We start from the raw sequence: 25,785 nt of genomic DNA, 5'->3' as shown, positions 1-25,785 counted from the left end.
TCACAGTAGATGGTGCTGAGCATCTTCGTCAAATAAATTGAATAAGCCACAAAGGTGTGCAACTTTGTGGCTTAAAATTCGATGCTAAATGTCTAACTTTCTGTTTGCTTAGCTCGCTTTCTTTTCCATCTGCAAACGGTATGCAACCAGATCTTCAATCGTTAAAACGGTCATACCATGTTCTTTAGCAAAAGCAACGACGTCCGGTGCGCGAGCCATTGTGCCATCATCGTTAGTCAATTCGCACAACACTCCCGCGGGTTTAAACCCAGCTAGTGTCGCTAAATCAATGCTCGCCTCTGTATGACCACGACGAGTCAGAACCCCGCCATCACGACCACGCAGCGGGAACACATGTCCTGGATGATGTAGATCTGCCGGCGTTGCATTATCAGCAATGGCAGCACGGATTGTTGTGATGCGGTCTGCTGCTGAAACGCCCGTCGTTACCCCTTTAGCTGCCTCAATCGTTACCGTAAAAGCAGTATTGTTTTGGCTGGTATTATTTTGCACCATCATAGGCAATTCAAGCTGTTTACGGCGTTCTTCCGTAATGCACAGGCACACAATCCCGCTACTATAGCGGATCGTCATGGCCATTTGTTCTGGCGTCATTGTTTCTGCGGCAAAAACAAGGTCGCCTTCATTTTCACGATCTTCATCATCGAGCACAAGCACACCTTGGCCTTGGCGCAATGCTGCAATGGCACGTTCAACACGTTCGATTGGATTACCGAATTCGGAAAGTAGCGTCTGATTCATGGTAAAAACCTCTTAAGTAATAATTTATTAGTTACCAGAATCAGGGCAGTCTTAGGAGTATGAGAACTGAATAAACAAAACAGCCACGAGTGTGCGCTCTGCCAATTCAGATATGAAAAGCAATACAGTGCTTCGATAGCACAATGATGCTAATACCGTTATTCTCTCCCATCCGGACTATAACCGTCGGCTCCAGATTCACACTGGATCTGCTGACCTTTACCCTAACAAATGATAAAGCGCTCGCGGGCTTCATGCCTAGGCATGTTACCGCCGGTGGGGACTTCCACCCCGCCCTGAGATAAGCGCATTCAATATAACGCCAATAATTACAACGTGCAACGGGCAAACCCAAAATTAACGGCTAACTCACATTTTCTGTCAAAAAAAATCAATAAAAAACGAAGCGTTATTCATTCGAGTCACACATTAGATACGCTTAAGTGAAGATGAGTAATTGAGGAAGACAGGCCTATCTTGCACACCTTTATCTCAACTTGCTGCACAAGGTGCATATGGGCTTTATTACAAAGCATTCTAGTATTACACTATCGGCAAATTGATCTTTTAAAACTTAAGGACCCGCGAATGCTCGATCCGAAAAAAATTGAACAAGTAGCCCGCCAAATTCAAGGTGCTTTACCAAAAGGCGTCCGTGATTTGGGTGAAGATTTTGATAAGAAACTACGTTCACTGCTTCAGTCACAACTCAGTAAACTTGACCTTGTAAGCCGCGAAGAGTTTGATATTCAAACCCAAGTGTTATTGCGTACACGCGAAAAGTTAGCGCAAATGGAACAACGAGTGAAAGCATTAGAAGAGCGTTTTGGTGAACCAAAAGCGCTTGAAGAGAAGCCATCTGAACAAGAATAATTTCTTGCTCCCCTAGGCGGTAGCGCTATACGACGAATTTTGATAAGACCTGTGCCACATCTATCACAGGCCTTATCAACGGTATGTTTGTAGCTTATTTGCTGGTTTTCATAATATTTTTAATGATATTCGTCGTTGAAATACCATCTTCAAAGTTCAGTACTTTAACCTCACCACCCGCAGCCCAAACTTCCTCGCTCCCAGCTATCTCTTCAGGGCGATAATCTCCCCCTTTCACCAGAACATCAGGTAGCACTTCACTAATTAAACGTTGTGGCGTGTCTTCTTCAAAAGGAACGACCCAATCGACAGATTCCAACGCTCCTAGCACAATCATACGCTGCTCCAGCGGATTGACGGGGCGAGTTTCGCCTTTAAGGCGGCGCGTCGAAGCATCACTATTTACGGCGACGATTAGCCTATCCCCTAGCTTACGAGCATTAGCAAGGTACGAAACATGGCCTGCATGCAGAATATCAAAACAACCATTTGTCATCACCACACGTTCGCCACGCAACCTCGCGTTTGCCACAGCCTGTTTTAGCTGCTTTTCATCCATCACACCAAAACCGTTATCGGCACGGCCGCGGATCGCATTCTCTAACTCGATAGGGGAAACGGTTGAAGTCCCCAATTTTCCAACGACCACACCTGCCGCAGCGTTAGCTAACGCACATGCCTCATGCAGAGGGCGACCTGAAGCAATAGAGGCCGCTAATACGCCAATGACCGTATCCCCCGCCCCTGTTACATCATAAACTTCTTGCGCTTCTGTCGGTAAATGTAGCGGTGGCTCATCACGGCGGATCAGGCTCATCCCTTGCTCAGATCGTGTGATCAATAACGCTGTTAAATCGAGGGATTTCAATAAATTCATCCCCTTCTCTTCAACATCTTGGTTATCACGGCAACGACCGACAATGGCTTCAAACTCAGACATATTTGGTGTCAGCAACGTCGCCCCACGGTAGCGTTCAAAATCACTCCCTTTCGGATCAATCAGAACAGGCACGCCGGCTTTGTTTGCCAAGGCAATCATTTTTTGTACTTGCGATAATGCCCCTTTAGCATAATCTGACAATACCAATGCACCAATATGTGGCAAGGCTTGTTCAATACGTTCTAGCAAAGGTTGAACATCAATATTTTCAAAGCCTTCTTCAAAATCAAGGCGGATCAGTTGTTGATTACGTGACAACACCCGTAATTTCGTAATCGTGGGATGAGTTGGGATTGCCACAAAGTCACAACGTACTTTTACAGCATTCAAACTTTCAGTGAGTGCTTTTGCCGCATCGTCAATTCCCGTCAAGCCAACAAGGCGAGAGTTGGCGCCTAATGAAGCAATATTCATGGCTACGTTAGCAGCACCACCAGGACGCTCTTCAACCATATTGACTTTAACCACCGGCACCGGTGCTTCTGGTGAGATACGACTCGCTGGGCCATGCCAATAGCGGTCTAACATGACATCACCAACAACAAGTACACCTGCTTGTTTATAATCAGGGAGTGTTACTTTCATCCCAAAACTCCAGTTTTCAAAAGGAAGCTGTAATTAATTAACGCGATATTATCACAAAGCAATAGGCCGCGTTAATGATGCGATTCGACCGCCCCTAGCCATTTTTCCCAACTCGCTAAAACCTGTTCACGCTCAACGACAAACTGGCTGATATTCACTCTACTTGGCAATGATTGCAAAGCAAGATGATGTAATTCATCACGCATAGTCACATACGCCTGAGTTAAAGCATTGGCTTCATTTTCAGGCATCAACGAATGTTGAGCCATAAGTTCAAAGATACGGACATTATCAGACCAACGAGTTAATGATGGGTTTTCAGGTGCGTAGCGTAAAACAAGGTATTGTGCGATAAATTCAATATCGGTAATGCCACCCGGATCAGCTTTCAAATCAAATAGGTTACTTTGATGGCTCCCTAAGTGTTGATGCATTTTCAACCGCATATCACGTACTTGCTGACGTAATGTTTCTGCATCTTGTGGAGTACATAAGGTTTCATGGCGAATACGATTAAACTCTTGTTGTAATCTAGCATCGCCAAATACCATTCTAGCTCGGATCAATGCCTGATGTTCCCATGTCCATGCTTCATTTTTTTGATAATCATCAAAGGCTTCAATGGTACTGACTAACATACCAGACTCCCCTGATGGCCTTAAACGGGCATCCACTTCATACAGTACCCCAGAGGCTGTACGGGTACTAAATAGATGAATAATGCGCTGTGCAACACGTAAATAAAATTGCCTTGCGTCTATTGAACGCTCACCATTCGTGACAACCCCGATAGGGCAATCGAATAGAAACACCAAATCCAAATCGGAACTGTAGCCAAGCTCCCAGCCGCCTAATTTCCCATATCCCAATACCGCAAAACCATATTGTTTTTCATCTAATTGAGCAAGATGTGCTGGCTCACCGTAGCGTTTCACCATTTTTTGCCATGCTTGATGAACAACGGCATCAATGATCGCTTCAGCCAAATAGGTTAAATGATCACTGACTTTCATCACTGGCAAGACGCCCGTAATATCTTCCGCAGCAATACGCAATAATTGTGCTTGTTTAAATTGCCTTAATGCCTCTAGCTGTTGCTCTTCATCTTCTTCTGGCACTCGCATTAAATATTGACGCAATTCATCACGATATGCGGTTAAAGGTAGAGGTTGGTAAAGGGACTTCGGATCGAGTAGCTCATCAAGCAATAATGGGTGGCGGGCAAGCTGCTCCGCAATCATTGGGGATGCGGCACATAAGCGAATAACGTGAGTCAATACTTCATCAAATTCAAGCATCAACTCTAAATAGGTTGTTCGGCTAACTATGCTTAATAAAAGTGGTGTTAGACGTTCGACAACTTGCCCTGCATCCGCCCGCTCTCCCACTTTTGCCAATAATTTAGGCATTAATTCATCAAGAACATCTCGCCCACGCGGCCCTATCGTGCGTTTATTGAGGTCGTGACGAAACATCAAAATGCCATGAATGATTTTCTGGGCAACTTCCTCGTCCTGAGAAGGCAAGTAAGGGGCTAACTCCTCTTTAGTAAGCTCCCCTTGCCACAAGGTGATATAGATCTCATCGAAGCTATCTTGACGCTCTTCTTCATCATCCTGACCAATTTGTTCAGTAAAAATATGATGAACCATCGCCATTTTCTGCATGAGTTCTTGATAAAAAGCCTGCCAGTGTTCAAAGCCCATCCCCCAAGCTAAACGGGCTTGATTGAGAGCATCATCCGGTAGAGTCTGGGTTTGCTGGTCATCAATACTTTGCAATAAATTTTCCACCCGCCGTAAAAAGAGATAATTCTCTTGTAGCAGTTCGACTTGCTCGGCAGGAAGCAGTTCAAGCTCTCGAATACCTTTCATGGCTAGCAGTAATGATTGTGATTGCAGTGCCGGTTCGCGGCCGCCACGGATCAACTGAAAAACTTGAGTGATAAATTCAATTTCTCGAATGCCACCAGCCCCAAGTTTAATATTATCGACCAGCCCCCGACGGCGAACCTCTCGCTCAATCATATTTTTCATATTACGTAGCGATTGAATAACACTAAAATCGATATAACGGCGATAGACGAAGGGACGTAGTAACTGACGCAATGTATCTGCATAATGTAGGCTATCTGGCCCCATAATACGTGCTTTAACCATTGCATAACGTTCCCAATCTCGCCCTTGCTCTTGATAATAATCCTCTAAAGCAGAGAAACTGAACACCAAAGGTCCACTGTCACCAAATGGGCGTAAACGCATATCGACACGATACACAAAACCCTCAACCGTGACTTGATCGAGGACGCGGATCAACTTTTGTCCTAGACGGGTAAAAAATTGCGCGTTATCTAGCTCTTTGCGTCCACCGCGTGTTACGCCATTTTCGGGATAGGCAAAAATCAAATCGATATCAGAGGAAAAATTAAGCTCTCCACCACCCAGTTTCCCCATCCCGAGAACCAGTAATGGCTGTGGGTTACCTTCGCTATCACAAGGCGTTCCCCACGATTGACTATATTGCTGATATAACCAATCTCTTGCGGCAACGATCACGGTTTCCGCTAAATGACTCAGTTGCTGTAAGGTTTCTTTTTCCGAACTGATCTTTAAGGCTTGCATCCAAGCGGCTCTGACTAGCATTTGATGGCGAAATGTCCGCAATACTCGCATCAAATGATCTTCATCTACCACCGATTCCAAATCCTTTCCAAGCCACTGCTCATAATGTTGCCATTCGCTAGGGCTAGGTCGTTGCTCACGGATCTGCTGCAAAAAACGTGAATGCGCTAAAACCTGCTTTAACACAAAGTCACTAAAACTTAGTACGATGGCTTCTTCATCACTCAGAGGCAGTAATTCACTTCCATGATCGGCCAAACGTGCGATAACCCGCTCTCGTTGGCTGTGTAGCAACTCAGGAAAAGGATGCATATCAACACCTTAATGAATATCAGTATATTTCAAGGCAATTAACCACTGCGTGAAGGCCAATTTACATTTTAACCAGCGGCTGCTGTAGCAAAAGGTTTCTGCACTCAGTTTATCATCGGCAAGATCCGCGCGAAGCTGCTCTAAAGGAATATCCTGCACAAACTGGGGGGCAGAGTTGCGATAATGCACCAAAAACGCTTGGACAAAGCGTAAAAAGACATCAAGCCCTTCACGGGCACCCGCCTCATCGGCTAGCCAATAGGCTTCATGCTGTTGGCTTAGCTGCTGCATATGCATCAATGCTTGTTCTATGGGCTGTTGCTCATAATCAAACACCGTTTCTGGCTGTTGCAATGGTGCGCGCTCTGTTTGCATCAATGAATAGCCTCTCGCAGCTTTACTGGTGGAAGAGAGGCGCAAACCATCAATGTCGGCTAGCTTTTTCGCTAAATTCAGTACATCTGCAACGAAACCTTTTTTAAGTTCTAATTCAAATTCTTGAATAGGAAGATCTCGGGAGCCTGCAGAAATTTCCCCCTGATCGAAAACAATTTCGATTTCACTGTCTTCAAATGTCACTAGCCATTTTTCACGGGTAAAATTAGTACTAAAAAGGATCTGTAATTGTGACTGTAATTGCTGGACATCGGTGCCTTCTGGCCAAATTTCGACGGGAAAAGCGGGTAAATTGAGCTCTGGTGCATCAATATCAACATTATATTCAGGACGTTGATGCAATCCGCCAATCACTTGTCCTGCCGTTTTAATGGTCATTTCATAACGACCATCACAACCGCGAATACGCAATCCCATATCCCATTGGCGCAGTTGACGTGTTTCGGTGTCGAAATAGATATTAGTCAGTTTCTTTGGTTCAGTATGTTGGTGGGAAAGTGTCGATAAAAATTGGCGTACTGGCTCGATTGCCGTGGTTTGAGCAGCCAATTTCAGTTCAACTTCTAGGTGGCTCATACATTTCCTTAATTGATAATTTCTCTGCAATTATATTACCCCAATCAGCGCCGAGTGAGAAAACAAAGCGCAAAGAAACCAAAAATTCTATGCTCTCAATTTATTTCAGGTGTTTATGTCAAGAAATGCAAGGAATTATACGCTATATAGTGAGTTAGGATAGTTCCCATTCTGGTTTTACATTTGCACACGCACACTTAACTCTTTAGTATTTGTACTCGTCGTACTTCAAGTTGTCGCAACACGCTGAGTTTTTGTTGACTAAGTCATCCGCGCGAATGGCATCGCTATCTATTTCGCTCACTCACCGTCTAGCCGCAACTCGAATGATCTAGAGTATGTCTACACATATGCCGCATTCATTCACCATAAATAATAGAAAGTAAATACTATGCGAAAAATACCATTATTACTCCTTTCAATCATGGGGCTAAGCCTATCAGTCAGCACCGTTGCCGCTGAAAAACGTTATATTTCTGATGACTTATCAACTTATGTGCATAGTGGGCCAGGAACAAAATATCGGATTGTTGGCACACTCAATGCGGGTGAAAGTGTTGAGCTTATCTCAACGGATGGTAATTTCGCTCAAGTCAAAGACGAACGTGGGCGTACAGTATGGCTTCCAGAAAACCAACTCAGTGACACACCGAGTATGAAAATACGTATTCCTGAGTTAGAAGCCGAAAATCAAAAATTACGTCAGCAACTCGAAAATATTGATAATACCTGGAATACACGCACGGCGGATATGCAACAGCGTGTTGCCGATAACGATAAAATCGTCAACCAATTGAAAGCCGAAAATGAAAAATTGAAAAATGAGCTTATTAAGTCTGGCAAGAAATTAGAAATTGCGGAAGTCAACCTTGATGACCGTCGTCGTGAACTCATATTACAATGGTTTATGTATGGTGGTGGCGTTGCGGGGGCTGGGCTTATTTTTGGTTTGATCCTGCCGCATATTATTCCGCGCCGTAAAAAACGTAATGATCGTTGGATGAGCTAAAAATTAATGATGAAAGTATATCTGGTCGGTGGAGCGGTACGAGATGAACTGCTTGGCCTTCCGGTCTCAGATAGAGACTATGTGGTGGTAGGGTCAACACCTGAAACGATGTTGGCCCAAGGTTTCCAGCAAGTGGGGAAAGACTTCCCGGTATTTCTTCACCCTCAAACCCATGAAGAGTACGCTCTAGCAAGAACTGAGCGCAAAACAGGCGCAGGGTATACTGGATTCAGTTGCTATTCCGCCCCAGACGTGACCATTGAAGATGATCTTCTACGCCGTGATCTCACTATCAATGCCATCGCTAAAGATGACCAAGGACAGTTGACCGATCCCTATAATGGGGTCGATGACTTAAAGGCGAGAATCTTACGTCATGTGTCTGAGGCATTTGCTGAGGATCCACTACGCGTTTTACGCGTAGCGCGTTTTGCCGCTCGTTACGCTGAACAAGGTTTTCATATTGCCCCCGAAACCCTATCGTTAATGCAAACCATGACGGCATCTGGTGAACTTACTCATCTAACCGCTGAACGTGTTTGGGCAGAAACCGAAAAAGCCTTGAAGTCCAAATCACCGCAGGTCTACTTTGAGGTACTCCGTCAATGTGGGGCCCTTGCCGTGCTATTTCCCGAAATCGATAATTTGTTTGGCGTGCCAGCTCCTGCCAAATGGCACCCAGAAATTGATACGGGGATACACACCCTAATGGTGTTACGTATGGCCGCCCAACTTTCCACTGATGTTGATATTCGCTTCTCTGCACTGTGCCACGATGTCGGTAAGGCACTCACTCCCAAAACTATCTGGCCTAGCCATCCTCATCATGGCGAAGCTGGCGTTGCCCTAATCGATAACTTGTGTGATCGCTTAAAAATTCCTAATAGCGCGAGGGAGCTTGCACGCCTAACCGCTCGTTTCCATGATAAAATTCATGTCATAAATCGATTAACAGCCCAAGAGCTGGTTCAATTATTTGATGGATTAGACAGTTGGCGTAAACCTGAGCGAATAGCCCAATTGGGGGTAATTAGTGAAGCTGATGCGCGTGGTCGCGCTGGCTTTGAACAGCAAGCGTATCCACAAGCGGAGTTTTTTCGCCAAGCTTTTCATGTTGCCCAAACGGTTAGCGTTAAGCCTATTGTTGAGCAAGGGTTTCAAGGTCCCAAAATCCGAGAAGAGCTGACTCGCCAACGCATTGAACAGATTGAACAGTGGCGGCAACAGCAAACACTGTTACCTATTAATGCCTAACCGATAGTTGGCGGCGATACACCGCCCTATCTTTCTTTTCAGTTTTAAGCGGGTCTAGTGCCTCTTTCAATAATAACACCCACACTTTTCGCCCGCACAACTGCGCCTGGCTTAGCAACTTTAATGCGTACCCAAGGGCAACAAAAATGACCTAATAGAAGTTGAGCGACTTCTTCCGCGACACGTTCTACTAAGCCAAATTTGTTTTTACTGACATGATCCATAATGGCTTGGCTAATTTGCGCGTAATCGAGACAATCGGTGACATTATCGCTCCTTGATGCTCGTTTGTTATCCCATCCCATTTCGATATCGAGCACGAGTTTCTGCTCAATTTTTTGTTCCCAGTCATATACACCAATGGTGGTGATGACTGATAATTGTTCAATAAATACGATATCCATCACGTCATTTTCTCGTTTATGTGCTGAATTGATACCACTTCATGGAAAATATGCGTATTATCCAATGAGTGAAATAAATTGTGTATATATACCCCAACTGTTTTGGAGTTTGCTATGAGTGCAACCGCGCTTGGCATGATAATCTTTGCCTACCTTTGTGGCTCAGTTTCAAGTGCTATACTGATCTGCCGATTGGCAAGATTGCCCGACCCTCGTCAACACGGCTCAGGTAACCCTGGAGCAACCAACGTCTTGCGCGTCGGCGGTAAATTAGCCGCAGCCGCAGTGCTCATTTGTGACGTCCTAAAGGGGATGATCCCGGTTTGGTTGGCTTATTATCTAAAAGTTCCTCCATTCTATCTTGGCTTTGTCGCGATTGCAGCTTGTCTGGGACATATTTACCCCGTTTTCTTCCGTTTTAAAGGCGGGAAAGGTGTCGCAACGGCATTTGGCTCTATCGCCGCTATCGGCTGGGATCTTTCTGGCTTAATTGCGGGCACTTGATTACTCACGGTACTTCTTAGCGGCTACTCTTCATTAGGTGCCATTATCGGTGCACTACTTGCCCCATTCTATGTTTGGTGGTTTAAGCCCGAGTTCACCTTCCCTGTGGCGATGCTCTCCTGCCTCGTCTTAGTGCGCCATCATGGTAATATTCAACGTTTATGGCGCGGGCAAGAAAGCCGTATTTGGCAAAAGCTCAAAAATAAGAAACAAAAAACCCCGAAAGAAATCGCTCAAGAAGCAAAAGAGCAGGAACAAGAAGATTAATATTAAGAGGCTGTCATAACAGCCTTTTTTATGCTTTCAACATAATTGACCTACTCCTATCCAAACTCTGTACCAAACTTAAGTGATATTGCGGGTAAAAATCAGATAAACATCAAATTATTATAAATAATGCCTAATGATAATTTGAAATAAGTCGAAATATACCATTGAGAAACTCAACAATTATAATGGTGTATTTATGACGAGCATTCCCTTTATTACACAAAACGAATATCAATTAGAAGACGATACCACACTGATGACCACGAGTGATTTAGATGGCAATATCACTCACGCAAACGATGACTTTATTAAAGTAAGTGGTTATTCACTCTTGGAACTGATGAACCAACCTCATAACATCATTCGCCACCCTGATATGCCTAAAGCAGCCTTTGCGGACATGTGGAGTACCTTAAAAAAGGGGGAGCCATGGACTGGTATTGTAAAAAATCGCCGTAAAAACGGTGATCACTATTGGGTTAGAGCCAATATTTGCCCAATGATGAGAGAAGGTGTTATCACGGGTTATATGTCGATTCGAACAAAAGCTTCACGAGAAGAAATCGCCAGTGCTGAGCCGCTCTATCGGGCATTAAACCAAGGGCGCCCCCCTCATAAATTACATAAAGGCCTCGTGTTAGCAAAGCACTGGTTTGGACAATACCCTGCGCTGTCGATACGTTGGCGTATTCGATTACTGATGATCCTGTTATTTACGGGTTGGATAAGCGTTGCTGCACTCTCGGGCCTACAAGGCTTGTCTTTTCTTCACGCAACCGTTCTCACCTTAATCACCTTATCCGCTAGCAACGTTTTACTTGAACGTATGGTGGCGAAGCCTATCGAAAATGTTGCTAGACAAGCCCTTGATGTGGCAAGAGGCGAGCGCCACAGTATCAGCCATCTTCATCGTGTTGATGAAATTGGGATGATATTACGATCTATTGGTCAACTCGGATTAGTGTGCCGGTGGTTAACCAACGACGTGTCTTACCAAATCAGTAATGTGCACAACGAGAGTGAACTATTAGTTAACGATTGTGATGAACTAGAACAGCATACCCAAAAAACAGTGGGCTATGTGCAACAAACGGTAGCGGCGATGAATCAAATGTCAGTGTCCGTACAAATGAACGCAGATAATACAATACAGGCGGATAAACTCTCTAGTCAGACAAGTGAAACCGCAATTCATGCCGCGGAAGCCATGAAAAATGTTGTCCAAACCATGGATGAAATTGTTCACAGTACGAATAAAATCAACGCTATTACCGATGTGATTAAAACGATCGCTTTTCAAACCAATATATTGGCCCTTAATGCCGCTGTTGAAGCAGCTCGAGCAGGAGAGCAAGGAAAAGGTTTTGCGGTTGTTGCAGATGAAGTGCGTAGCCTTGCCAGCCGAAGTGCGAGCGCCGTAAACGATATTCGTGACCTTATTGATGACTGTGAAAACAAAGTACATTCAGGCAAATTGCACGTACACACCACGGGAGATACATTGCAAGAAGTGGTCAAGCAAGTACAGGATGTCACCCAACTGATCAGCCATATCAGCAACGCAACTTCCGAACAAGCAGCCGGACTCACTGAAATCACACAGGCCGTCTTTGAACTCGAATCCATCGCCCAGAAAAATACCGTGTTAGTCGAGCAAAGTGCTAATGCCTCTGAGGTCGTCAAAAAACATGCGATAAGATTGGATGATGCGATAACTATTTTGCACTAAATCACCGTTTCTGGATCTAAAAAAGAAAACGAGATATCGGGAGACAATAAATTAGCGGCGACTCAATTGACAATAAATGGGCCGCCGCGCTAATCACACTTTCGATACTATTCGCGAGTTTCGACTAATGGTGGAAGCTCCGCTAATGGCCAACGCGGGCGCACTGTAACGCCTAAGCCTGTTGTCGCGCCGCCTTTTAAGCGGATCAGCCCCGCTAATGCAATCATCGCACCATTATCAGTACAGAACTCTGGGCGTGCATAAAACACCTCCCCCCCACGCTGCTTTAGCACCTCTTCCATTTTAGCGCGTAGTGTACGATTGGCACTCACTCCCCCCGCCATAACTAGGCGTTTAAAACCGGTTTGTTCAAGTGCACGCTTGCATTTTATGGCTAATGTATCCACTACGGCATCTTCGAAAGCGCGTGCAATATCTGCGCGAGTTTGCTCATCATCCGCATTTTCCCGAATGGTATTAGCGGCAAAGGTTTTCAGCCCTGAAAAGCTAAAATCAAGCCCTGGTCGGTCGGTCATTGGTCGAGGGAAAACAAAACGACCTTCTGTGCCTTGTTGTGCCATACGCGATAACACTGGACCACCCGGATAATCTAACCCGAGTAGTTTTGCTGTTTTATCAAATGCTTCACCCGCGGCATCATCAATAGACTCACCGAGTAATTCATATTCACCAATACCAGTCACACTAATTAGCTGGGTATGTCCCCCTGACACTAATAAGGCAACGAATGGAAACTCAGGGCTTTTTTCCTCCAGCATCGGTGCTAGTAAGTGCCCTTCCATATGATGAACAGCAACAGCAGGAACGCCCCATGCAAAGGCTAGCGAACGTCCCACGGTGGCACCAACCATTAAAGCGCCTACAAGCCCCGGCCCCGCTGTATAAGCGACCGCATCAATATCGGCACTCGTAAGATTGGCTTGTTTAAGCGCGGCCTGAATGAGTGGAACCGTTTTGCGAATATGATCGCGAGAGGCCAATTCAGGAACCACGCCACCGTAGTCAGCATGAACTTTTATTTGGCTATATAATTGATTAGCTAATAGACCGGCCTTATCATCGTAGATTGCGATCCCGGTTTCATCGCAGGATGTTTCGATACCTAAAACGCGCATTGCACTACCCTTGTTTGTTGCATGAGCCAAAGTCTATCATTAAATTCAGGCTATCGTATAATTTATGATGCCAAAAGGCTGACTTTTCCTGTTGTATAGTCTATAATCAGTGCCCTGTAATAAATTTCGTGTGGCTAATTTTCATTATTACCTAAACTCGCTGTTTTTTTCATCAAAAAAACAACGAAATGGTAATCTTGTGTGTTTCAATTTTATACGGCACTTTACAAACCCGTACTCATTGAAGTAAAATTCCGCACCATTTTAAATGACGGCTGGTGGAATAAAGCCAGCAACAACCCGATTTCTATTGAGGTGAGAGGCACATGCCGGTAATTAAAGTACGTGAAAACGAGCCATTCGACGTTGCATTACGTCGTTTCAAACGTTCCTGCGAAAAAGCAGGAGTCTTAGCTGAAGTTCGTCGTCGTGAATTCTATGAAAAACCAACGACTGAGCGTAAACGCGCTAAAGCATCTGCTGTTAAGCGTCACGCTAAGAAACTGGCTCGCGAAAACGCACGCCGTACTCGCCTGTACTAATTGGTCGCGGTAACCACCGCAATCATCACAGGCAGTATTAGTAAGCAGTTAAAGGCCGTGCTTTCCTGAGGGAAGCGCGGCTTATTATCGTTCATCAACAGGCGAAAAGAGGCTTATGGCTGGACGAATCCCGCGTTCATTTATCAATGATTTGTTAGCGAGAACCGACATCATCGATTTAGTCGATGCAAAAGTCCCGTTAAAGAAACAGGGTAAAAATCATCACGCGTGCTGTCCGTTCCATAACGAAAAAACACCATCTTTCACGGTGAACAGTGAAAGGCAGTTTTATTACTGCTTTGGCTGTGGTGCACATGGTAATGCGATCGATTTCTTGATGAATTACGACAAACTCGATTTTGTTGAAGCCATCGAAGAATTATCCGCCTTACATGGCCTTGATGTTCCTTATGAAACGGGAACTGGCACAAGCCAAATTGAACTTCATCAACGGCAAAATCTGTATCAGTTGATGGAGAAAATAAACCATTTTTACCACGCTGCCTTAAATCATCCATCGGCAAGTAAAGCCAAAGATTATTTAAGCCAACGTGGTTTATCGGCTGACGTTATTGAGCATTTCTCGATAGGTTTTGCCCCTGTCGGATGGGACAACCTGCTCAAAAAATTTGCCGTAAACCCAGAAAGTCGCAAACAGCTTGATGATGCAGGTATGTTAGTGACGAATGATAGTGGCCGTACCTATGACCGTTTCAGGGAACGGGTAATGTTCCCCATTCGAGATCGTCGTGGGCGTGTTATCGCTTTTGGTGGGCGTGTTTTAGGTGACGCATTACCGAAATACCTAAACTCACCGGAAACCGATATTTTCCATAAAGGCCGGCAGCTATTTGGCCTCTATGAAGCAACGCAACACAACGGTGAACTTGATAAATTACTGGTTGTTGAAGGCTATATGGACGTTGTTGCATTGGCACAATACGGTATCCGTTATGCGGTTGCCTCACTTGGAACCTCAACAACCTCTGAACATATTCAGTTGCTCTATCGTTCAACAGATACGGTTATTTGCTGTTATGACGGCGACCGTGCTGGGAGAGAGGCAGCTTGGCGAGCCCTTGAAAATGCATTGCCCTATTTGACCGACGGTCGTCAATTACGGTTTATGTTTTTACCTGATGGCGAAGACCCTGATTCTTTAGTTCGCAAAGAAGGTAAAGAAGCATTTGAATTACGAATGAATGACGCACAAACATTATCGTCATTTCTATTTGATTCACTCGTGCCACAAGTTGACTTAAAAACACAGGAAGGACGAGCAAAATTTAGTAAGCTCGCCATCCCTTTGATAAAACAAATACCTGGTGAAACATTGCGCCTATATATGGCTCAAGAGCTAGGAAATTTTATTGGTATACCGGATATTTCTCAGGTTCTTGCTATGATTGATAGAGAGAATGCAGAACCGGTAAATTACCAAGCACCGAAATTAAAACCAACCACAATGCGTATTTTAATCGCGTTGTTGGTACAGAATCCGAGTTTTTCGGAATTCGTTCCCTCGCTAGAGGGGATAGCCCATATCCAAATGCCGGGGCTTTCTCTATTTCAGGAATTGGTTGATGTTTGCCGTTCCACCCCTGGTATGACGACTGGGCAGTTGCTTGAGCTGTATCGTGACAATAAATTCGCGAGTCAACTTGAAAAACTGGCAACTTGGAACGATATAGAAATAGAGGAGATAGCGGAAAAGACATTTAAAGATGCTTTAAACCATCTATTTAATAGCGCGCTTGACGAGCGTTTTGACTACTTGATAGCCAAAGAACGAACTGAAGGGCTGACCCCAGAAGAGCGCGCAGAAGTCCGCCTAATCACGCTTTCACGTGTGAAGACATAACTGAATACCAAACGGCTTAAGTGCCGATTTACTAAAGGCAAATGCCTGTAAAATGCTACGATTTTAAAGGGGCGTAGCGTAATAATAAAAATCCCCTTTGAATGTTCTTGTTGGCCGATTGTTTCGCCGACCGACACCAATCTAAATACTCAGAAGTGTGGATACCGTCTTATGGAGCAAAACCCGCAGTCGCAGCTTAAGCTACTCGTAACCAAGGGTAAAGAGCAAGGTTACTTAACCTATGCTGAGGTCAACGACCATCTGCCGGAAGATATCGTCGATTCAGATCAGATTGAAGATATCATCCAGATGATTAATGACATGGGCATCCAGGTCATGGAAGAAGCACCTGACGCCGATGATTTGATACTGGCTGAAACCACATCCGACACGGATGAAGATGCGGCAGAAGCTGCAGCACAAGTTCTATCCAGTGTTGAAAGTGAAATTGGTCGTACTACAGACCCTGTGCGCATGTATATGCGTGAAATGGGAACGGTCGAACTCTTAACCCGTGAGGGTGAGATCGACATCGCAAAACGTATTGAAGATGGCATAAACCAAGTTCAATGCTCTGTTGCAGAGTACCCTGAAGCCATCACTTATCTCCTTGAACAGTATGATCACGTCGAGGCAGGCGAAAGCCGTTTATCCGACCTGATCACCGGTTTCGTCGACCCTAACGCTGAGGAAGATCTCGCACCAACTGCAACACACGTTGGCTCTGAACTTCCACAAGAAGAGTTAGATAAAGACGACGATGAAGACGAAGATGATGAAGACGGCGATGACAGCGATAGCGATGATGATAACAGCATCGATCCTGAACTAGCCCGTGAAAAATTCAGCGAATTGCGCGCGCAATACGAAAAAACACGTCAGCACATTAAGCAATTTGGTCGTAACAATGCACAAACCGCACAAGCGATTGAAGAGCTTTCTGAAGTCTTCAAACAGTTCCGCTTAGTGCCAAAACAATTTGACTATCTGGTCAATAACATGCGTGAAATGATGGATCGCGTTCGCCTTCAAGAGCGTACCATCATGAAACTGTGTGTTGAACAGTGCAAAATGCCTAAGAAAAACTTCATCACGCTATTTAGCGGTAATGAAACCAGTGAAACTTGGCTAACAGCCGCCAAAGCGATGAACAAGCCTTGGTGTGAAAAGCTGGTTGAAGTTGAAGAAGAGATTTTGCGTTGTCTGCAAAGATTACGTCAAATTGAAGAAGAAACAGGCCTGACTATTGAGCAGGTGAAAGATATCAACCGTCGCATGTCTATTGGTGAAGCCAAAGCTCGCCGTGCGAAAAAAGAGATGGTTGAAGCGAACTTGCGTCTGGTTATTTCGATCGCGAAAAAATATACCAACCGTGGTTTGCAGTTCCTTGACTTGATCCAAGAAGGGAATATCGGTCTGATGAAAGCGGTTGATAAGTTTGAATATCGCCGTGGTTATAAATTCTCGACCTATGCAACTTGGTGGATCCGTCAGGCAATTACGCGTTCTATCGCGGATCAGGCTCGTACCATCCGTATTCCTGTTCACATGATTGAAACCATCAATAAATTGAACCGTATCTCTCGTCAGATGCTACAGGAAATGGGCCGTGAACCTTCACCAGAAGAGTTAGCGGAACGCATGATGATGCCGGAAGATAAGATCCGTAAAGTACTGAAAATAGCTAAAGAGCCTATCTCTATGGAGACGCCAATTGGTGATGATGAAGATTCACATCTCGGCGATTTCATTGAAGATAATACTTTAGAACTGCCATTAGACTCAGCAACTTCAGAAAGTCTACGTTCGGCAACTCATGAAGTATTAGCTGGCTTGACTGCACGTGAAGCAAAAGTACTGCGTATGCGTTTTGGTATCGATATGAACACTGACCACACGCTAGAAGAAGTGGGTAAACAGTTCGATGTTACCCGTGAGCGTATCCGTCAGATCGAAGCAAAAGCACTGCGTAAATTGCGTCATCCAAGCCGCTCAGAAGTTCTACGTAGCTTCCTTGACGAATAATTCAGTCTTTAAACACCTGCTTCGGCAGGTGTTTTTTTTATTCGCCTAATTAATACACTAAATGTTCACTTTTCGACGTTTAACAATCAACCATAGCGTGAAAACCACAACACCCGCCCCACCTATCATCGCCACATTAAACCCTGATGTCATTGCCGCTCGAACAGCTTGAGCAACATAAGGTAAGGTAACAGCGGAAGAATTATTAATAAGTAAACTGACTTCTTGAGCAGGTACGGTTGCCATTAACATTTCATCATGCTGTAATTGATTGAGTGCTTGATGCGTCATTAATGTCCCTAATAGTGCGATCCCCAATGTCATGCCTGTTTGCCGTAACGCATTCATCACCGCGGAGGCAACCCCTGAATAGGCTTTATCAACACTCCCCATAATCAAAGCTCCTATCGCCGGTGTCGCCATTCCCATCCCAGCCCCCAGCACAAATAAAAGCAAAGCAATAACCGTATAAGCCGTATCTGCATTCACCAAACCAAGCGCAGTAGATGTTAGTGCAATAAGCACAAACCCTAAAATCATTAAATTTCTGACACTCGTCAATCGAGTCAAGTGACCGAAAGAGAAAGAAAATAGTGCCATGGCAACAAATTCAGGAGCCATACGCAATCCAGCCTCAAAGGCTCCCCAGCCCTGCCCTTTTTGTAGAAATAAGGCGATAAAAAATACATTGCTGTAGGTCGCAAAACCAAGCGTAAAAGAGGCCACGTTATATTGAAAAAAGTATTGATTAGTTTTAAACAAAAAGATGGGAAATAAAGGCTTTGCGACTTTCATTTCGACTATCACAAAACTGATCAAAGCGAGAAAACCTACAGTTAATCCCCCTATCGTCATAACGCTTCCCCACCCTTGCGCTCCTGCTTCAATTAAGCCATATGTCACACCCGCAAGCGCAACAATACTCAAGCATTGGCCTAATGGATCAAAGGCGGCTTTCTCGGGATCTGCACTTTCATCAATGCCTATCCAACCCAACAACAAAGTGACTATTCCAAGAGGAAGATTCATTAAAAAGATCGTTGGCCAATCAAACAGTTCAACTAATAACCCGCCTAAAATAGGACCAATTATCAATGACAATGCACTCACAGCAGACCAGATCCCAATTATCTTCACTCGCTCAATATCATTCAAAAATGCTTGGGTAATAATAGATAAAGCTCCGGGGATCAGTGCTGCTGCCGCAATGCCTTGGGTCACTCTTCCCCAAATCAGCATATTTGTTGTCGTCGCTATCGCGCAAAGGGCAGAGCCAAGTGTAAAAATGGCGATCCCTGCTAGCCACACTTTTTTACGCCCATAGCGATCACTAATCGGCCCCACAGACAAAATCAATGCAGATAAACAAAGCGCATAAGCATCAATGATCCACTGGAGCATTCCCATATCAGCATTGAGATCCTGTTGAATTGCAGGTAATGCAACATTGACGATGCTGATATCTAATGTCGCCATAAACGTGCCTAAACAAACGGCAGAGATCAAAAAAAGACGTTTCATTATTCTCACCTTCCCATCAAATGATACCTTTATCATAATTATCGACCGACCGACGGTCAATAACAAATGAGATTGAATATCATTTAATGTTAGGGATCAATAAGATCACGCCTGTGGGTTTAATGAAAAGGGATCATTAACTAAGTTATAGGGGGATGTTGATAAACCAAGCCTACTTTATCAATTCATAAAATAAGACCATCACTAAAAGGTTTAGTAATGGTCTTAGTAAACGGATATAGCATAAGTCAAAATTATTCACTGCCCAGTATTATTTCACAGGCAATTCTGTTCACTTCAACAAATTCATGCCATGTATATTGATCGTGATAATGAAGCAAATACTGTTTATCGACACGACAGATATCTGGGCGCTCTTCGTAAATAGTGCATAACATGCTAGTTTCATTATAATGTTTACAGATGCCATCGCCTCTATCAAGAAATTGAGTTTCATTAGCGCGATCAACATGGCGGCAGCATGCCCCACATTTATCACAAGGAAATAGCTCGGTTTCTAAAATCATAATGAATCCAGCCAATCACTGAATGAATCATCACTATCTACATCATAGGGTAATGCAATATTGCTCCGTTTAATTTCCTGATTAAGAATAATTTTTCGCTCATATTCTGTATTTGTCGCCTGCAATGCATGGGTAAACGTCTGCATTTCAGCAACATTAAAATTAAATTCAAGCTGAGCAAGTTCTGTTAGGTATTTATCTAAAGCAGCATTAACATCTCGGTAGTACTTTAATGTTAGCTCATACTTATTGCAGAATTTATTTAAAAAACGCCAAATCTTTTGCATTAAATTACTGTGCTCTAAATAATAGCACATCGCCAATGTCAATAAACCAGAGACTAAAGCCCCAATGAATAGCGCAACATCATTACCGAATGGGAATGATAATATTCCATTCAAGTATGTTGTTATCATTGAACCGAGTACAACAGAAATACTGGTCGATATAATTTTAATGGCTGATTTTAGTAAATCCCCTAATGCTAAATTTTCTGGATTAAAAAAGAGCAGCTTCACAGCAGAAAATAGGCTATTTGCAGACTCTCGGATTAACTTCCCTATCATTTTTGTCGATGTTAGGAAAATATTCAACATGGTGGTTGTAACACTGGCTAATAACCCACCAAACAACCCATTATTAAACTCAGTCCAAAAATCTTTAAAACGAGCTTTTAATCTTTCCCAAATATTCGTAACAACACCTTTCAAATCCTCCAAGAAAAGTTTAAATTTAAAGTTTGTTTTATGCTGTTCAATCAATTTAGGAATCGAATCTTTTAATTCAAACCAAAGCTCTGCAAATACAATCCCTAGCATTTGCCTTGCTCCCATTCTCAACCCAGTGTTAATAGCCGCTGATGCCGTATTCACAAAAAACTTACTGCTACTGTAGTACTTGCTACTAATTTCTGCATCATACTGTTTTCTGGCCTTTTCATCGACAGCCTTCATGGCATCAAAATTGGCTTTCTGCTTATTCTTAAGTGTCTTGAGTTTTTTTAACTCAATATCGGTTAGTTGCCCTTTACTTTCTAATGCACTAATTTCTGCTTTAAGCAGTGTTTGCTGTGACTTTAGATTCGAAATAAAGTCTGCCATTTTTTTGGCTTTTTTCGACTTATTTAATGTTTCATTCGTAAAGGTCAAATTTGAGTCACGGTTAGCTAAATCCGCACCGTCAATTTCAGCAAGAACACGTGCAGGGTCATTATGCACTTCATAAGCCGCAATAATATGATCAAGATTAGTCACATCATGTTGGCTAAACGTTTCTCCTGTATAGGAGTCCGTTAACTCACCCGCTAACTTTTTTTGTTTGCCTTTGCGGTTTGTCTCTTTGTAATTCTCGTGGCTGTGGTATGCATGTGAATCATATTCACCACGATCCTGATAACGATTTTTTTCTTTCTCGGTTGCCCAAATATCATTTCTGACATTATGCACCGTATCAACATCCCCCCCTTTTTTATCTTTTAATAATAAAAAATCCAAACCAAAGGAAGTGACTAAACTTTGAACAATCGTATCATTCACTTCTTTTTGCCAATTATAATTTGTCTGTTGCATATGTCTTACCTATAAGTAGCAGTGAAAGTACTGCTACTTATGATTTATGATGCCATCAAGATAACGTAAAACGCTTAGTTTCATCTAATCGCTTATCTAAACATTCCTGATTTAATATTTTCAGACCATGGCTATCTGTTTCAATCTCGATAACCTCATCAACAATAATAGCCTCATTATTTTGATTTAATTTCGGCTTAAATAATGGTGTCGTAATTAGGTTAGTCATAATAGCTGCAAGTTTATAACCATTATTAATAGTGAGCTTTAACTCATCCGTAATGCCATGGGTGTTAGCCTGACCTAATGCTTTATTACGTTGAATCATTTTGTCGGCTTCTATGAGTGCTAATAGATATGGTTTAAACACGGTAAATTGTGCTTCTAAAACATGATAAATAGCGACAACGTACTCTTTGGTTTTGGTTAAATTTTCATAAGCTAAAGTCATTTTTGCAACGGCACCATTAACTTCAGAGCGAATTTTTTGGGCATTATCTAATGCTTTTTCAGCGTGAGAATTATAAGCCCAACCAGCAATCGCTAAGATAGGAGCAACAACAGCACCACCTAACACCATTGCTCCACCTGCCATCCCCCAACCACCAGCAGCTAGAGAACCGCCACCGATAGCCGCCATTGTCGCATTATAAGCAGCCGCACCTGAAAGCGCTGCAATTGGTGTTCCTGTAGATGCAGCCGCGAATGCCATAACACCACCATAGACAGCAAACCCCGCAGCAGCACTTGATGCACCGGCTCCCACTAAGGTTCCAAGATACTCTGTTGCTGAAATAGCGAGGTTTTCAATTTTATTGATTTCATGACGTGGAATCGAAATTGAAATATCCTGTCCTGATTCATTAAGCTGCTTTAATATTGATTGTGCGATAGTGTTAAATTTATTGAAACTTTTACCGATTTTTAACTCAAGCGTACCTAACTTTTCTAATTCCGTTGTCGTGCTAACATTTATTGACTCTAGCACTTCTTTTTTTTCATCATAACGACGTTTAGAGCTCTCTAAAATATCGTCAGCTTCTGATTTTGTTTGGTATCCGTCATAAGCTTTCTTTCCACCAAACGCGGCGGCCGCAATAGCTGCACCAGCAATAATAAATGGTATTGCCATAAAATCCTCTCAGTTTTAATAAAATGAAAATAACTAGTTACAATTGACTAATATAATCCCGTAGGTTTTGTTCAAACTTTATCTTTAACCATTCTGGCTCTAAAACTTTAATATTTGGGATCCAATATTGAATTAAAGGTAAAATTTGTTTTTCACTCATCGCAGAGCATGAAATAGTTAGAGAATCACTACTTTCATCAACAATACACTGATTAGGTAAAACATCTCTTCTTTTGAAGTAATCAGCTATCGACTTTGAAACCAATACTCGAGCATGAAAATAATTATGGCTAGTCCATGGGTCTTTACTCTCCATTAACATATTGACAATATTATTATCAGGTAAAAAAGTTTTTTTGCTGACATCTAACCATTCAATCCTATTTAGTGAAAATGATTTAAGCTTCCCCTCTTCAATGGCATTCAAGTACCAAATCGTATTGTGACAGATGAGCTTATATGGATATATTGTCCGATTTTTGCTTTTATACAAAATATGACATTCTCTTTTATTATCAATTGCATACCTAATTCTTTCATAATGTGTTTTTAAGTAGCTCTTGATCTTATGCTCAATGCCATTAAATTTAATGAGAACACTTCTGTTCTGAATAGTCTCAGGAATACTCTTCAAAAAAGACTGACTAAAATCAGGCAAATACTTATCTATACCAAAAAAAGAAATCATTTTATAATATTCGACAACTGTCGAAAAACCATACTTTGAATTCCCTTTATGCTCTAAAATTAAGTTTAGCGAATTCAAATCTCGATAAATCGTCCGCTCGCTGACTTTAAAACGAGAGGCTAATTCATATTTATCTACTTCACCATAAAGATATGCTTCGAGAATAATTGTTGCTAATCTGACTCCTTGATTTTTTTTATAGTCATCCATTTTATCACCAACTATGATTTAGGTTAAGATTGATTACACAAAGAATATCAAACTCAGTGACAAATGGCGTCAGTACAAAACTTTTTATCGTATAAGATAATTCTCATTTTTATATCATAGCAATTTTTCAGCTACCTTTAATTAAAACCCTTATTAAGTGTAATTACCTTTTATTTAAAAACCACTGTAATTCTGCACAGACTACTTAAGGGTAAACAGCCAATAAAAAACATTAGTAAAAAAATTACGCTTAATAGGTGATTTTTATTCTAACGACAAGTTAAAAATGCTCATAAAACAAACTGTGATTATCTAATTCTTATTATCTTAGTCTTTTAATAAAGGGAAAACGATACCATGATTAAGTAGCGTGATGACTTTAACTGGGTTGGAAATAGTGATAATGATGGCAGCATAGTCGCTCGCACATGTGAGCAACATTTTAATGTATAAAGGAATATCCTAGTTATCCCCAGCCAATATGTCGAAAATTCGATTAAAAATGATAATGAAGATGAAAAAACGTTAGCCTACTGATCAAAAATACGCTAACGCTTTAATAAGTAAGTTAGTTTTTATTTATAGGAGTTTCATGCAAATATACCCAAAAACAATGTTCCCCAAGTACCTTAATACAAACCGTAGCAGTTCGTAACAGCCTTGATTCAGGGGTTTCATGCAACTCTTGATACTGTATCCAGCAATACTCACCTCGCTCAAAAATTGGTTTAATATCTGATAATGTAATTGTAAGTGAAGGTCTTGTGCCTATATTTTGGCTAAACAACTCATTCACTTGCTCTAAACCAATACGTTCTCCCTTAATTGTCACCATTGCAAAAGCATCATCAAAGCTAGCTAATAAAGGGGTTAATGCATGCGTATCTTTGCCAGTAAATACATTTTCAATCAAGATATGTAGATCTATAACACTCTGCAACGCTTTTTCCATGTGACTCATAAATTATCTCTCTTTTAATACTGCGATTAATGATAGTAGGCCGACAACCGCTGCTATCATGAAGGTATACTGATAGCGTAATAAATCATTTTGTACGGTGACGACACTAAAAATAGATACCAACACGACCGTTCCCACACTGAACGAAACTTGGCGATTAATATTCCATAGCACACTCCCTTGCAATAAATCCTTCCCTGAAAAATCAATTAATGCACTGATCTGAGCGGTATTAGTACACAACCCACCACCAGCCCCCATTAATAAATAAGCAGCAATGAGTAGAGGCAAATCTGAATAACTTGATACCCAAAACAGCAACATTATTCCTAAGCTATGAGTCGTCATTCCTGCAAAAAATAGTGTTTTCTTACCAACTTGGTGATAGAGGTAACCACCACTTAGCATTGATAGTAGTGCCCCTGCGGCATATAGCAGCATAAACATACCCGTCTGAGCTGCACTAAAATGCAAATTGCTTTGTAAGTTAAAAATATTGAGTAAATTGACACCTGTAAATACACCAGGTACTGCGTAATAAACAATAAAAGCATTACGCAAATTGCTATTTACGAGTAACTGAAAATTTAAAATGGGCGCCGAACATTTTTTGGCGTATTGAAGATATAAAACCAGAATAAAAGCGGAAAATAGAAAGCTACTTACGGCCAGCACAAGGCTATGATAGTCGTTATAAAATGAAAAGGATAACAATAAGAACAGTAAGCTAAAGCTCACCATAATCAACCCTATCACATCAGGTTTTTCTCTTTGTTGCCGCCCATCATTATTCACCCACCACCATGCTAAGATTGCCGCAAATAATGAGAAAGGCAAATTAGCATAAAATACCCAGCGCCACGATAATGAATCAATAATCATTCCCCCTACTGCTGGAGAAAATGCAGGGGCCGTTAAAGCGACAACCATAATTAAAGTTGAAATACGATGGCGCTCTTTACCTGGAAATAGCTCAAAAACGAGAGCCTGTCCCACAGGGATCAATAGCCCACCAGCAACGCCTTGAATAAAACGCCAAACTACCAAGCTATAAATTGAATGACTCAGCCCACACAATAAAACACTGACTGAGAATAACAGCATAGAAATACTGAGCAGTTTCTGGTTACCTAACTGCCCAGCGAGCCACAAACTCAATGGCATGATCAGGACTAAACCTAAGATATAACTATTAGCGACCCAAGCCACCATTGATTGGCTGGTAGAAAACGCTGAAGCAATATCTGGCAATGCAATCGCTGACATAAAAATATTAATACAGTCGATAAAGAAGCCGATTAAAAAAACAGTTGCGATTTTATATCGATAAGACATACCTACCTCCGGCGCACAAGAGTAGGTATTCCCCCTTTCTTTGT

At 42.5% G+C, this 25,785-nt stretch carries 20 protein-coding genes, 1 pseudogene and 1 riboswitch; of the genes and pseudogenes, 8 read left to right on the top strand and 13 right to left on the bottom strand.

Annotation, left to right across the window (positions count from 1 at the left end):
- Nucleotides 1-108 precede the first annotated feature (108 nt).
- Nucleotides 109-762 (bottom strand): 3,4-dihydroxy-2-butanone-4-phosphate synthase, encoded by a 654-nt coding sequence (ribB, locus tag PSE69_RS14755; protein WP_004925150.1) that lies wholly within the window; start codon nt 760-762, stop codon nt 109-111.
- 156 nt (nt 763-918) lie between these two features.
- Nucleotides 919-1,069, bottom strand: a riboswitch (FMN riboswitch).
- Between the two features lie 281 nt (nt 1,070-1,350).
- Here ribB and ubiK point away from each other — a divergent pair.
- Nucleotides 1,351-1,635, top strand: a complete 285-nt coding sequence (gene ubiK, locus PSE69_RS14750) for a ubiquinone biosynthesis accessory factor UbiK (RefSeq protein ID WP_004925153.1) — start codon at nt 1,351-1,353, stop codon at nt 1,633-1,635.
- Nucleotides 1,636-1,729: 94 nt separating this feature from the next.
- Here the strand turns inward: ubiK and hldE are convergent, their stop codons facing one another.
- The 3 genes from hldE to PSE69_RS14735 all read right to left on the bottom strand — a co-directional run bounded on the left by hldE (nt 1,730) and on the right by PSE69_RS14735 (nt 7,065).
- On the bottom strand, nt 1,730-3,160 hold the full coding sequence (gene hldE / locus PSE69_RS14745; RefSeq protein WP_004925155.1) for a bifunctional D-glycero-beta-D-manno-heptose-7-phosphate kinase/D-glycero-beta-D-manno-heptose 1-phosphate adenylyltransferase HldE: 1,431 nt from the start codon (nt 3,158-3,160) through the stop codon (nt 1,730-1,732).
- A 71-nt stretch (nt 3,161-3,231) separates the two neighbouring features.
- Nucleotides 3,232-6,093: a bifunctional [glutamate--ammonia ligase]-adenylyl-L-tyrosine phosphorylase/[glutamate--ammonia-ligase] adenylyltransferase gene (glnE, locus tag PSE69_RS14740; protein WP_121874932.1), complete on the bottom strand. Its 2,862-nt coding sequence runs from the start codon at nt 6,091-6,093 to the stop codon at nt 3,232-3,234.
- Between the two features lie 9 nt (nt 6,094-6,102).
- A complete protein-coding gene (locus PSE69_RS14735) occupies nt 6,103-7,065 on the bottom strand; it encodes a CYTH domain-containing protein (protein ID WP_004925160.1) in 963 nt (320 codons plus the stop codon).
- 391 nt (nt 7,066-7,456) lie between these two features.
- Between PSE69_RS14735 and PSE69_RS14730 the strand changes: the two genes are divergently transcribed.
- Together PSE69_RS14730 and PSE69_RS14725 are read left to right on the top strand one after the other, a co-directional pair.
- Nucleotides 7,457-8,074: a TIGR04211 family SH3 domain-containing protein gene (locus tag PSE69_RS14730; RefSeq protein WP_014657632.1), complete on the top strand. Its 618-nt coding sequence runs from the start codon at nt 7,457-7,459 to the stop codon at nt 8,072-8,074.
- A 9-nt stretch (nt 8,075-8,083) separates the two neighbouring features.
- Nucleotides 8,084-9,328 carry a multifunctional CCA addition/repair protein gene (locus tag PSE69_RS14725; protein WP_121874938.1) on the top strand — a complete coding sequence of 415 codons (1,245 nt, stop codon included), beginning with the start codon at nt 8,084-8,086 and terminating at the stop codon, nt 9,326-9,328.
- Nucleotides 9,329-9,372: 44 nt separating this feature from the next.
- Here PSE69_RS14725 and folB read toward each other — a convergent pair whose 3' ends face one another.
- Nucleotides 9,373-9,732 carry a bifunctional dihydroneopterin aldolase/7,8-dihydroneopterin epimerase gene (folB, locus tag PSE69_RS14720; protein WP_004925173.1) on the bottom strand — a complete coding sequence of 120 codons (360 nt, stop codon included), beginning with the start codon at nt 9,730-9,732 and terminating at the stop codon, nt 9,373-9,375.
- Between the two features lie 114 nt (nt 9,733-9,846).
- Here folB and plsY point away from each other — a divergent pair.
- Together plsY and PSE69_RS14710 are read left to right on the top strand one after the other, a co-directional pair.
- Nucleotides 9,847-10,503 (top strand): annotated as a pseudogene (gene plsY / locus PSE69_RS14715) (glycerol-3-phosphate 1-O-acyltransferase PlsY).
- A 199-nt stretch (nt 10,504-10,702) separates the two neighbouring features.
- Nucleotides 10,703-12,235, top strand: coding sequence for a methyl-accepting chemotaxis protein (locus PSE69_RS14710; RefSeq protein ID WP_040132438.1), 1,533 nt, complete (start codon nt 10,703-10,705; stop codon nt 12,233-12,235).
- Nucleotides 12,236-12,342: 107 nt separating this feature from the next.
- Here the strand turns inward: PSE69_RS14710 and tsaD are convergent, their stop codons facing one another.
- On the bottom strand, nt 12,343-13,371 hold the full coding sequence (tsaD, locus tag PSE69_RS14705; RefSeq protein WP_004925183.1) for a tRNA (adenosine(37)-N6)-threonylcarbamoyltransferase complex transferase subunit TsaD: 1,029 nt from the start codon (nt 13,369-13,371) through the stop codon (nt 12,343-12,345).
- Nucleotides 13,372-13,697: 326 nt separating this feature from the next.
- Here tsaD and rpsU point away from each other — a divergent pair, with 326 nt between their 5' ends.
- The 3 genes from rpsU (at nt 13,698) to rpoD (ending at nt 17,799) form a co-directional block, all read left to right on the top strand.
- A complete protein-coding gene (gene rpsU, locus PSE69_RS14700) occupies nt 13,698-13,913 on the top strand; it encodes a 30S ribosomal protein S21 (RefSeq protein ID WP_001144069.1) in 216 nt (71 codons plus the stop codon).
- Between the two features lie 115 nt (nt 13,914-14,028).
- Complete coding sequence (gene dnaG, locus PSE69_RS14695) at nt 14,029-15,774, top strand: DNA primase (protein WP_104873245.1); 1,746 nt, start codon at nt 14,029-14,031, stop codon at nt 15,772-15,774.
- 117 nt (nt 15,775-15,891) lie between these two features.
- Nucleotides 15,892-17,799, top strand: coding sequence for an RNA polymerase sigma factor RpoD (gene rpoD, locus PSE69_RS14690; protein ID WP_120752680.1), 1,908 nt, complete (start codon nt 15,892-15,894; stop codon nt 17,797-17,799).
- A gap of 57 nt (nt 17,800-17,856) precedes the next feature.
- Here rpoD and PSE69_RS14685 read toward each other — a convergent pair whose 3' ends face one another.
- The 7 genes from PSE69_RS14685 to PSE69_RS14655 form a co-directional block, all read right to left on the bottom strand.
- Entirely contained in the window at nt 17,857-19,320 is a 1,464-nt protein-coding gene (locus tag PSE69_RS14685) for an MFS transporter (RefSeq protein ID WP_121874933.1), read from the bottom strand.
- 254 nt (nt 19,321-19,574) lie between these two features.
- On the bottom strand, nt 19,575-19,847 hold the full coding sequence (locus PSE69_RS14680) for a YkgJ family cysteine cluster protein (RefSeq protein WP_004925202.1): 273 nt from the start codon (nt 19,845-19,847) through the stop codon (nt 19,575-19,577).
- Nucleotides 19,844-21,415: a cobalamin adenosyltransferase gene (locus tag PSE69_RS14675; protein WP_121874934.1), complete on the bottom strand. Its 1,572-nt coding sequence runs from the start codon at nt 21,413-21,415 to the stop codon at nt 19,844-19,846. The genes PSE69_RS14680 and PSE69_RS14675 overlap by 4 nt, the downstream gene beginning before the upstream one ends.
- A 55-nt stretch (nt 21,416-21,470) precedes the next feature.
- Nucleotides 21,471-22,547: a hypothetical protein gene (locus tag PSE69_RS14670; RefSeq protein WP_004925206.1), complete on the bottom strand. Its 1,077-nt coding sequence runs from the start codon at nt 22,545-22,547 to the stop codon at nt 21,471-21,473.
- Nucleotides 22,548-22,584: 37 nt separating this feature from the next.
- Entirely contained in the window at nt 22,585-23,445 is an 861-nt protein-coding gene (locus PSE69_RS14665) for a helix-turn-helix transcriptional regulator (RefSeq protein ID WP_061064382.1), read from the bottom strand.
- A gap of 568 nt (nt 23,446-24,013) precedes the next feature.
- The gene (locus PSE69_RS14660) at nt 24,014-24,406 is read right to left on the bottom strand and encodes a hypothetical protein (protein WP_181710236.1); all 393 of its coding nucleotides are present in this window, start codon (nt 24,404-24,406) and stop codon (nt 24,014-24,016) included.
- 3 nt (nt 24,407-24,409) lie between these two features.
- Entirely contained in the window at nt 24,410-25,741 is a 1,332-nt protein-coding gene (locus PSE69_RS14655) for an MFS transporter (RefSeq protein WP_121874935.1), read from the bottom strand.
- Between the last annotated feature and the right edge of the window lie 44 nt (nt 25,742-25,785).

Origin of the sequence: Providencia sp. PROV122 (assembly GCF_028482365.1) — a bacterium.
Taxonomy (GTDB): Bacteria; Pseudomonadota; Gammaproteobacteria; order Enterobacterales; family Enterobacteriaceae; genus Providencia; species Providencia stuartii.
This window is presented reverse-complemented; position numbering and strand designations above follow the sequence as displayed.

Excerpts from the sequence above, each read along its gene's own strand:
- hldE (WP_004925155.1), bottom strand. The coding sequence starts at position 3,160 with ATGAAAGTAACACTCCCTGATTATAAACAAGCAGGTGTACTTGTTGTT.
- PSE69_RS14725 (WP_121874938.1), top strand. The coding sequence starts at position 8,084 with ATGAAAGTATATCTGGTCGGTGGAGCGGTACGAGATGAACTGCTTGGC.
- PSE69_RS14730 (WP_014657632.1), top strand. The coding sequence starts at position 7,457 with ATGCGAAAAATACCATTATTACTCCTTTCAATCATGGGGCTAAGCCTA.
- PSE69_RS14710 (WP_040132438.1), top strand. The coding sequence starts at position 10,703 with ATGACGAGCATTCCCTTTATTACACAAAACGAATATCAATTAGAAGAC.
- ubiK (WP_004925153.1), top strand. The coding sequence starts at position 1,351 with ATGCTCGATCCGAAAAAAATTGAACAAGTAGCCCGCCAAATTCAAGGT.
- ribB (WP_004925150.1), bottom strand. The coding sequence starts at position 762 with ATGAATCAGACGCTACTTTCCGAATTCGGTAATCCAATCGAACGTGTT.
- PSE69_RS14670 (WP_004925206.1), bottom strand. The coding sequence starts at position 22,547 with ATGGCAATACCATTTATTATTGCTGGTGCAGCTATTGCGGCCGCCGCG.
- glnE (WP_121874932.1), bottom strand. The coding sequence starts at position 6,093 with ATGCATCCTTTTCCTGAGTTGCTACACAGCCAACGAGAGCGGGTTATC.
- folB (WP_004925173.1), bottom strand. The coding sequence starts at position 9,732 with ATGGATATCGTATTTATTGAACAATTATCAGTCATCACCACCATTGGT.
- PSE69_RS14675 (WP_121874934.1), bottom strand. The coding sequence starts at position 21,415 with ATGCAACAGACAAATTATAATTGGCAAAAAGAAGTGAATGATACGATT.
- PSE69_RS14665 (WP_061064382.1), bottom strand. The coding sequence starts at position 23,445 with ATGGATGACTATAAAAAAAATCAAGGAGTCAGATTAGCAACAATTATT.
- PSE69_RS14735 (WP_004925160.1), bottom strand. The coding sequence starts at position 7,065 with ATGAGCCACCTAGAAGTTGAACTGAAATTGGCTGCTCAAACCACGGCA.
- rpsU (WP_001144069.1), top strand. The coding sequence starts at position 13,698 with ATGCCGGTAATTAAAGTACGTGAAAACGAGCCATTCGACGTTGCATTA.
- PSE69_RS14660 (WP_181710236.1), bottom strand. The coding sequence starts at position 24,406 with ATGAGTCACATGGAAAAAGCGTTGCAGAGTGTTATAGATCTACATATC.
- dnaG (WP_104873245.1), top strand. The coding sequence starts at position 14,029 with ATGGCTGGACGAATCCCGCGTTCATTTATCAATGATTTGTTAGCGAGA.
- PSE69_RS14680 (WP_004925202.1), bottom strand. The coding sequence starts at position 19,847 with ATGATTTTAGAAACCGAGCTATTTCCTTGTGATAAATGTGGGGCATGC.
- tsaD (WP_004925183.1), bottom strand. The coding sequence starts at position 13,371 with ATGCGCGTTTTAGGTATCGAAACATCCTGCGATGAAACCGGGATCGCA.
- PSE69_RS14655 (WP_121874935.1), bottom strand. The coding sequence starts at position 25,741 with ATGTCTTATCGATATAAAATCGCAACTGTTTTTTTAATCGGCTTCTTT.
- PSE69_RS14685 (WP_121874933.1), bottom strand. The coding sequence starts at position 19,320 with ATGAAACGTCTTTTTTTGATCTCTGCCGTTTGTTTAGGCACGTTTATG.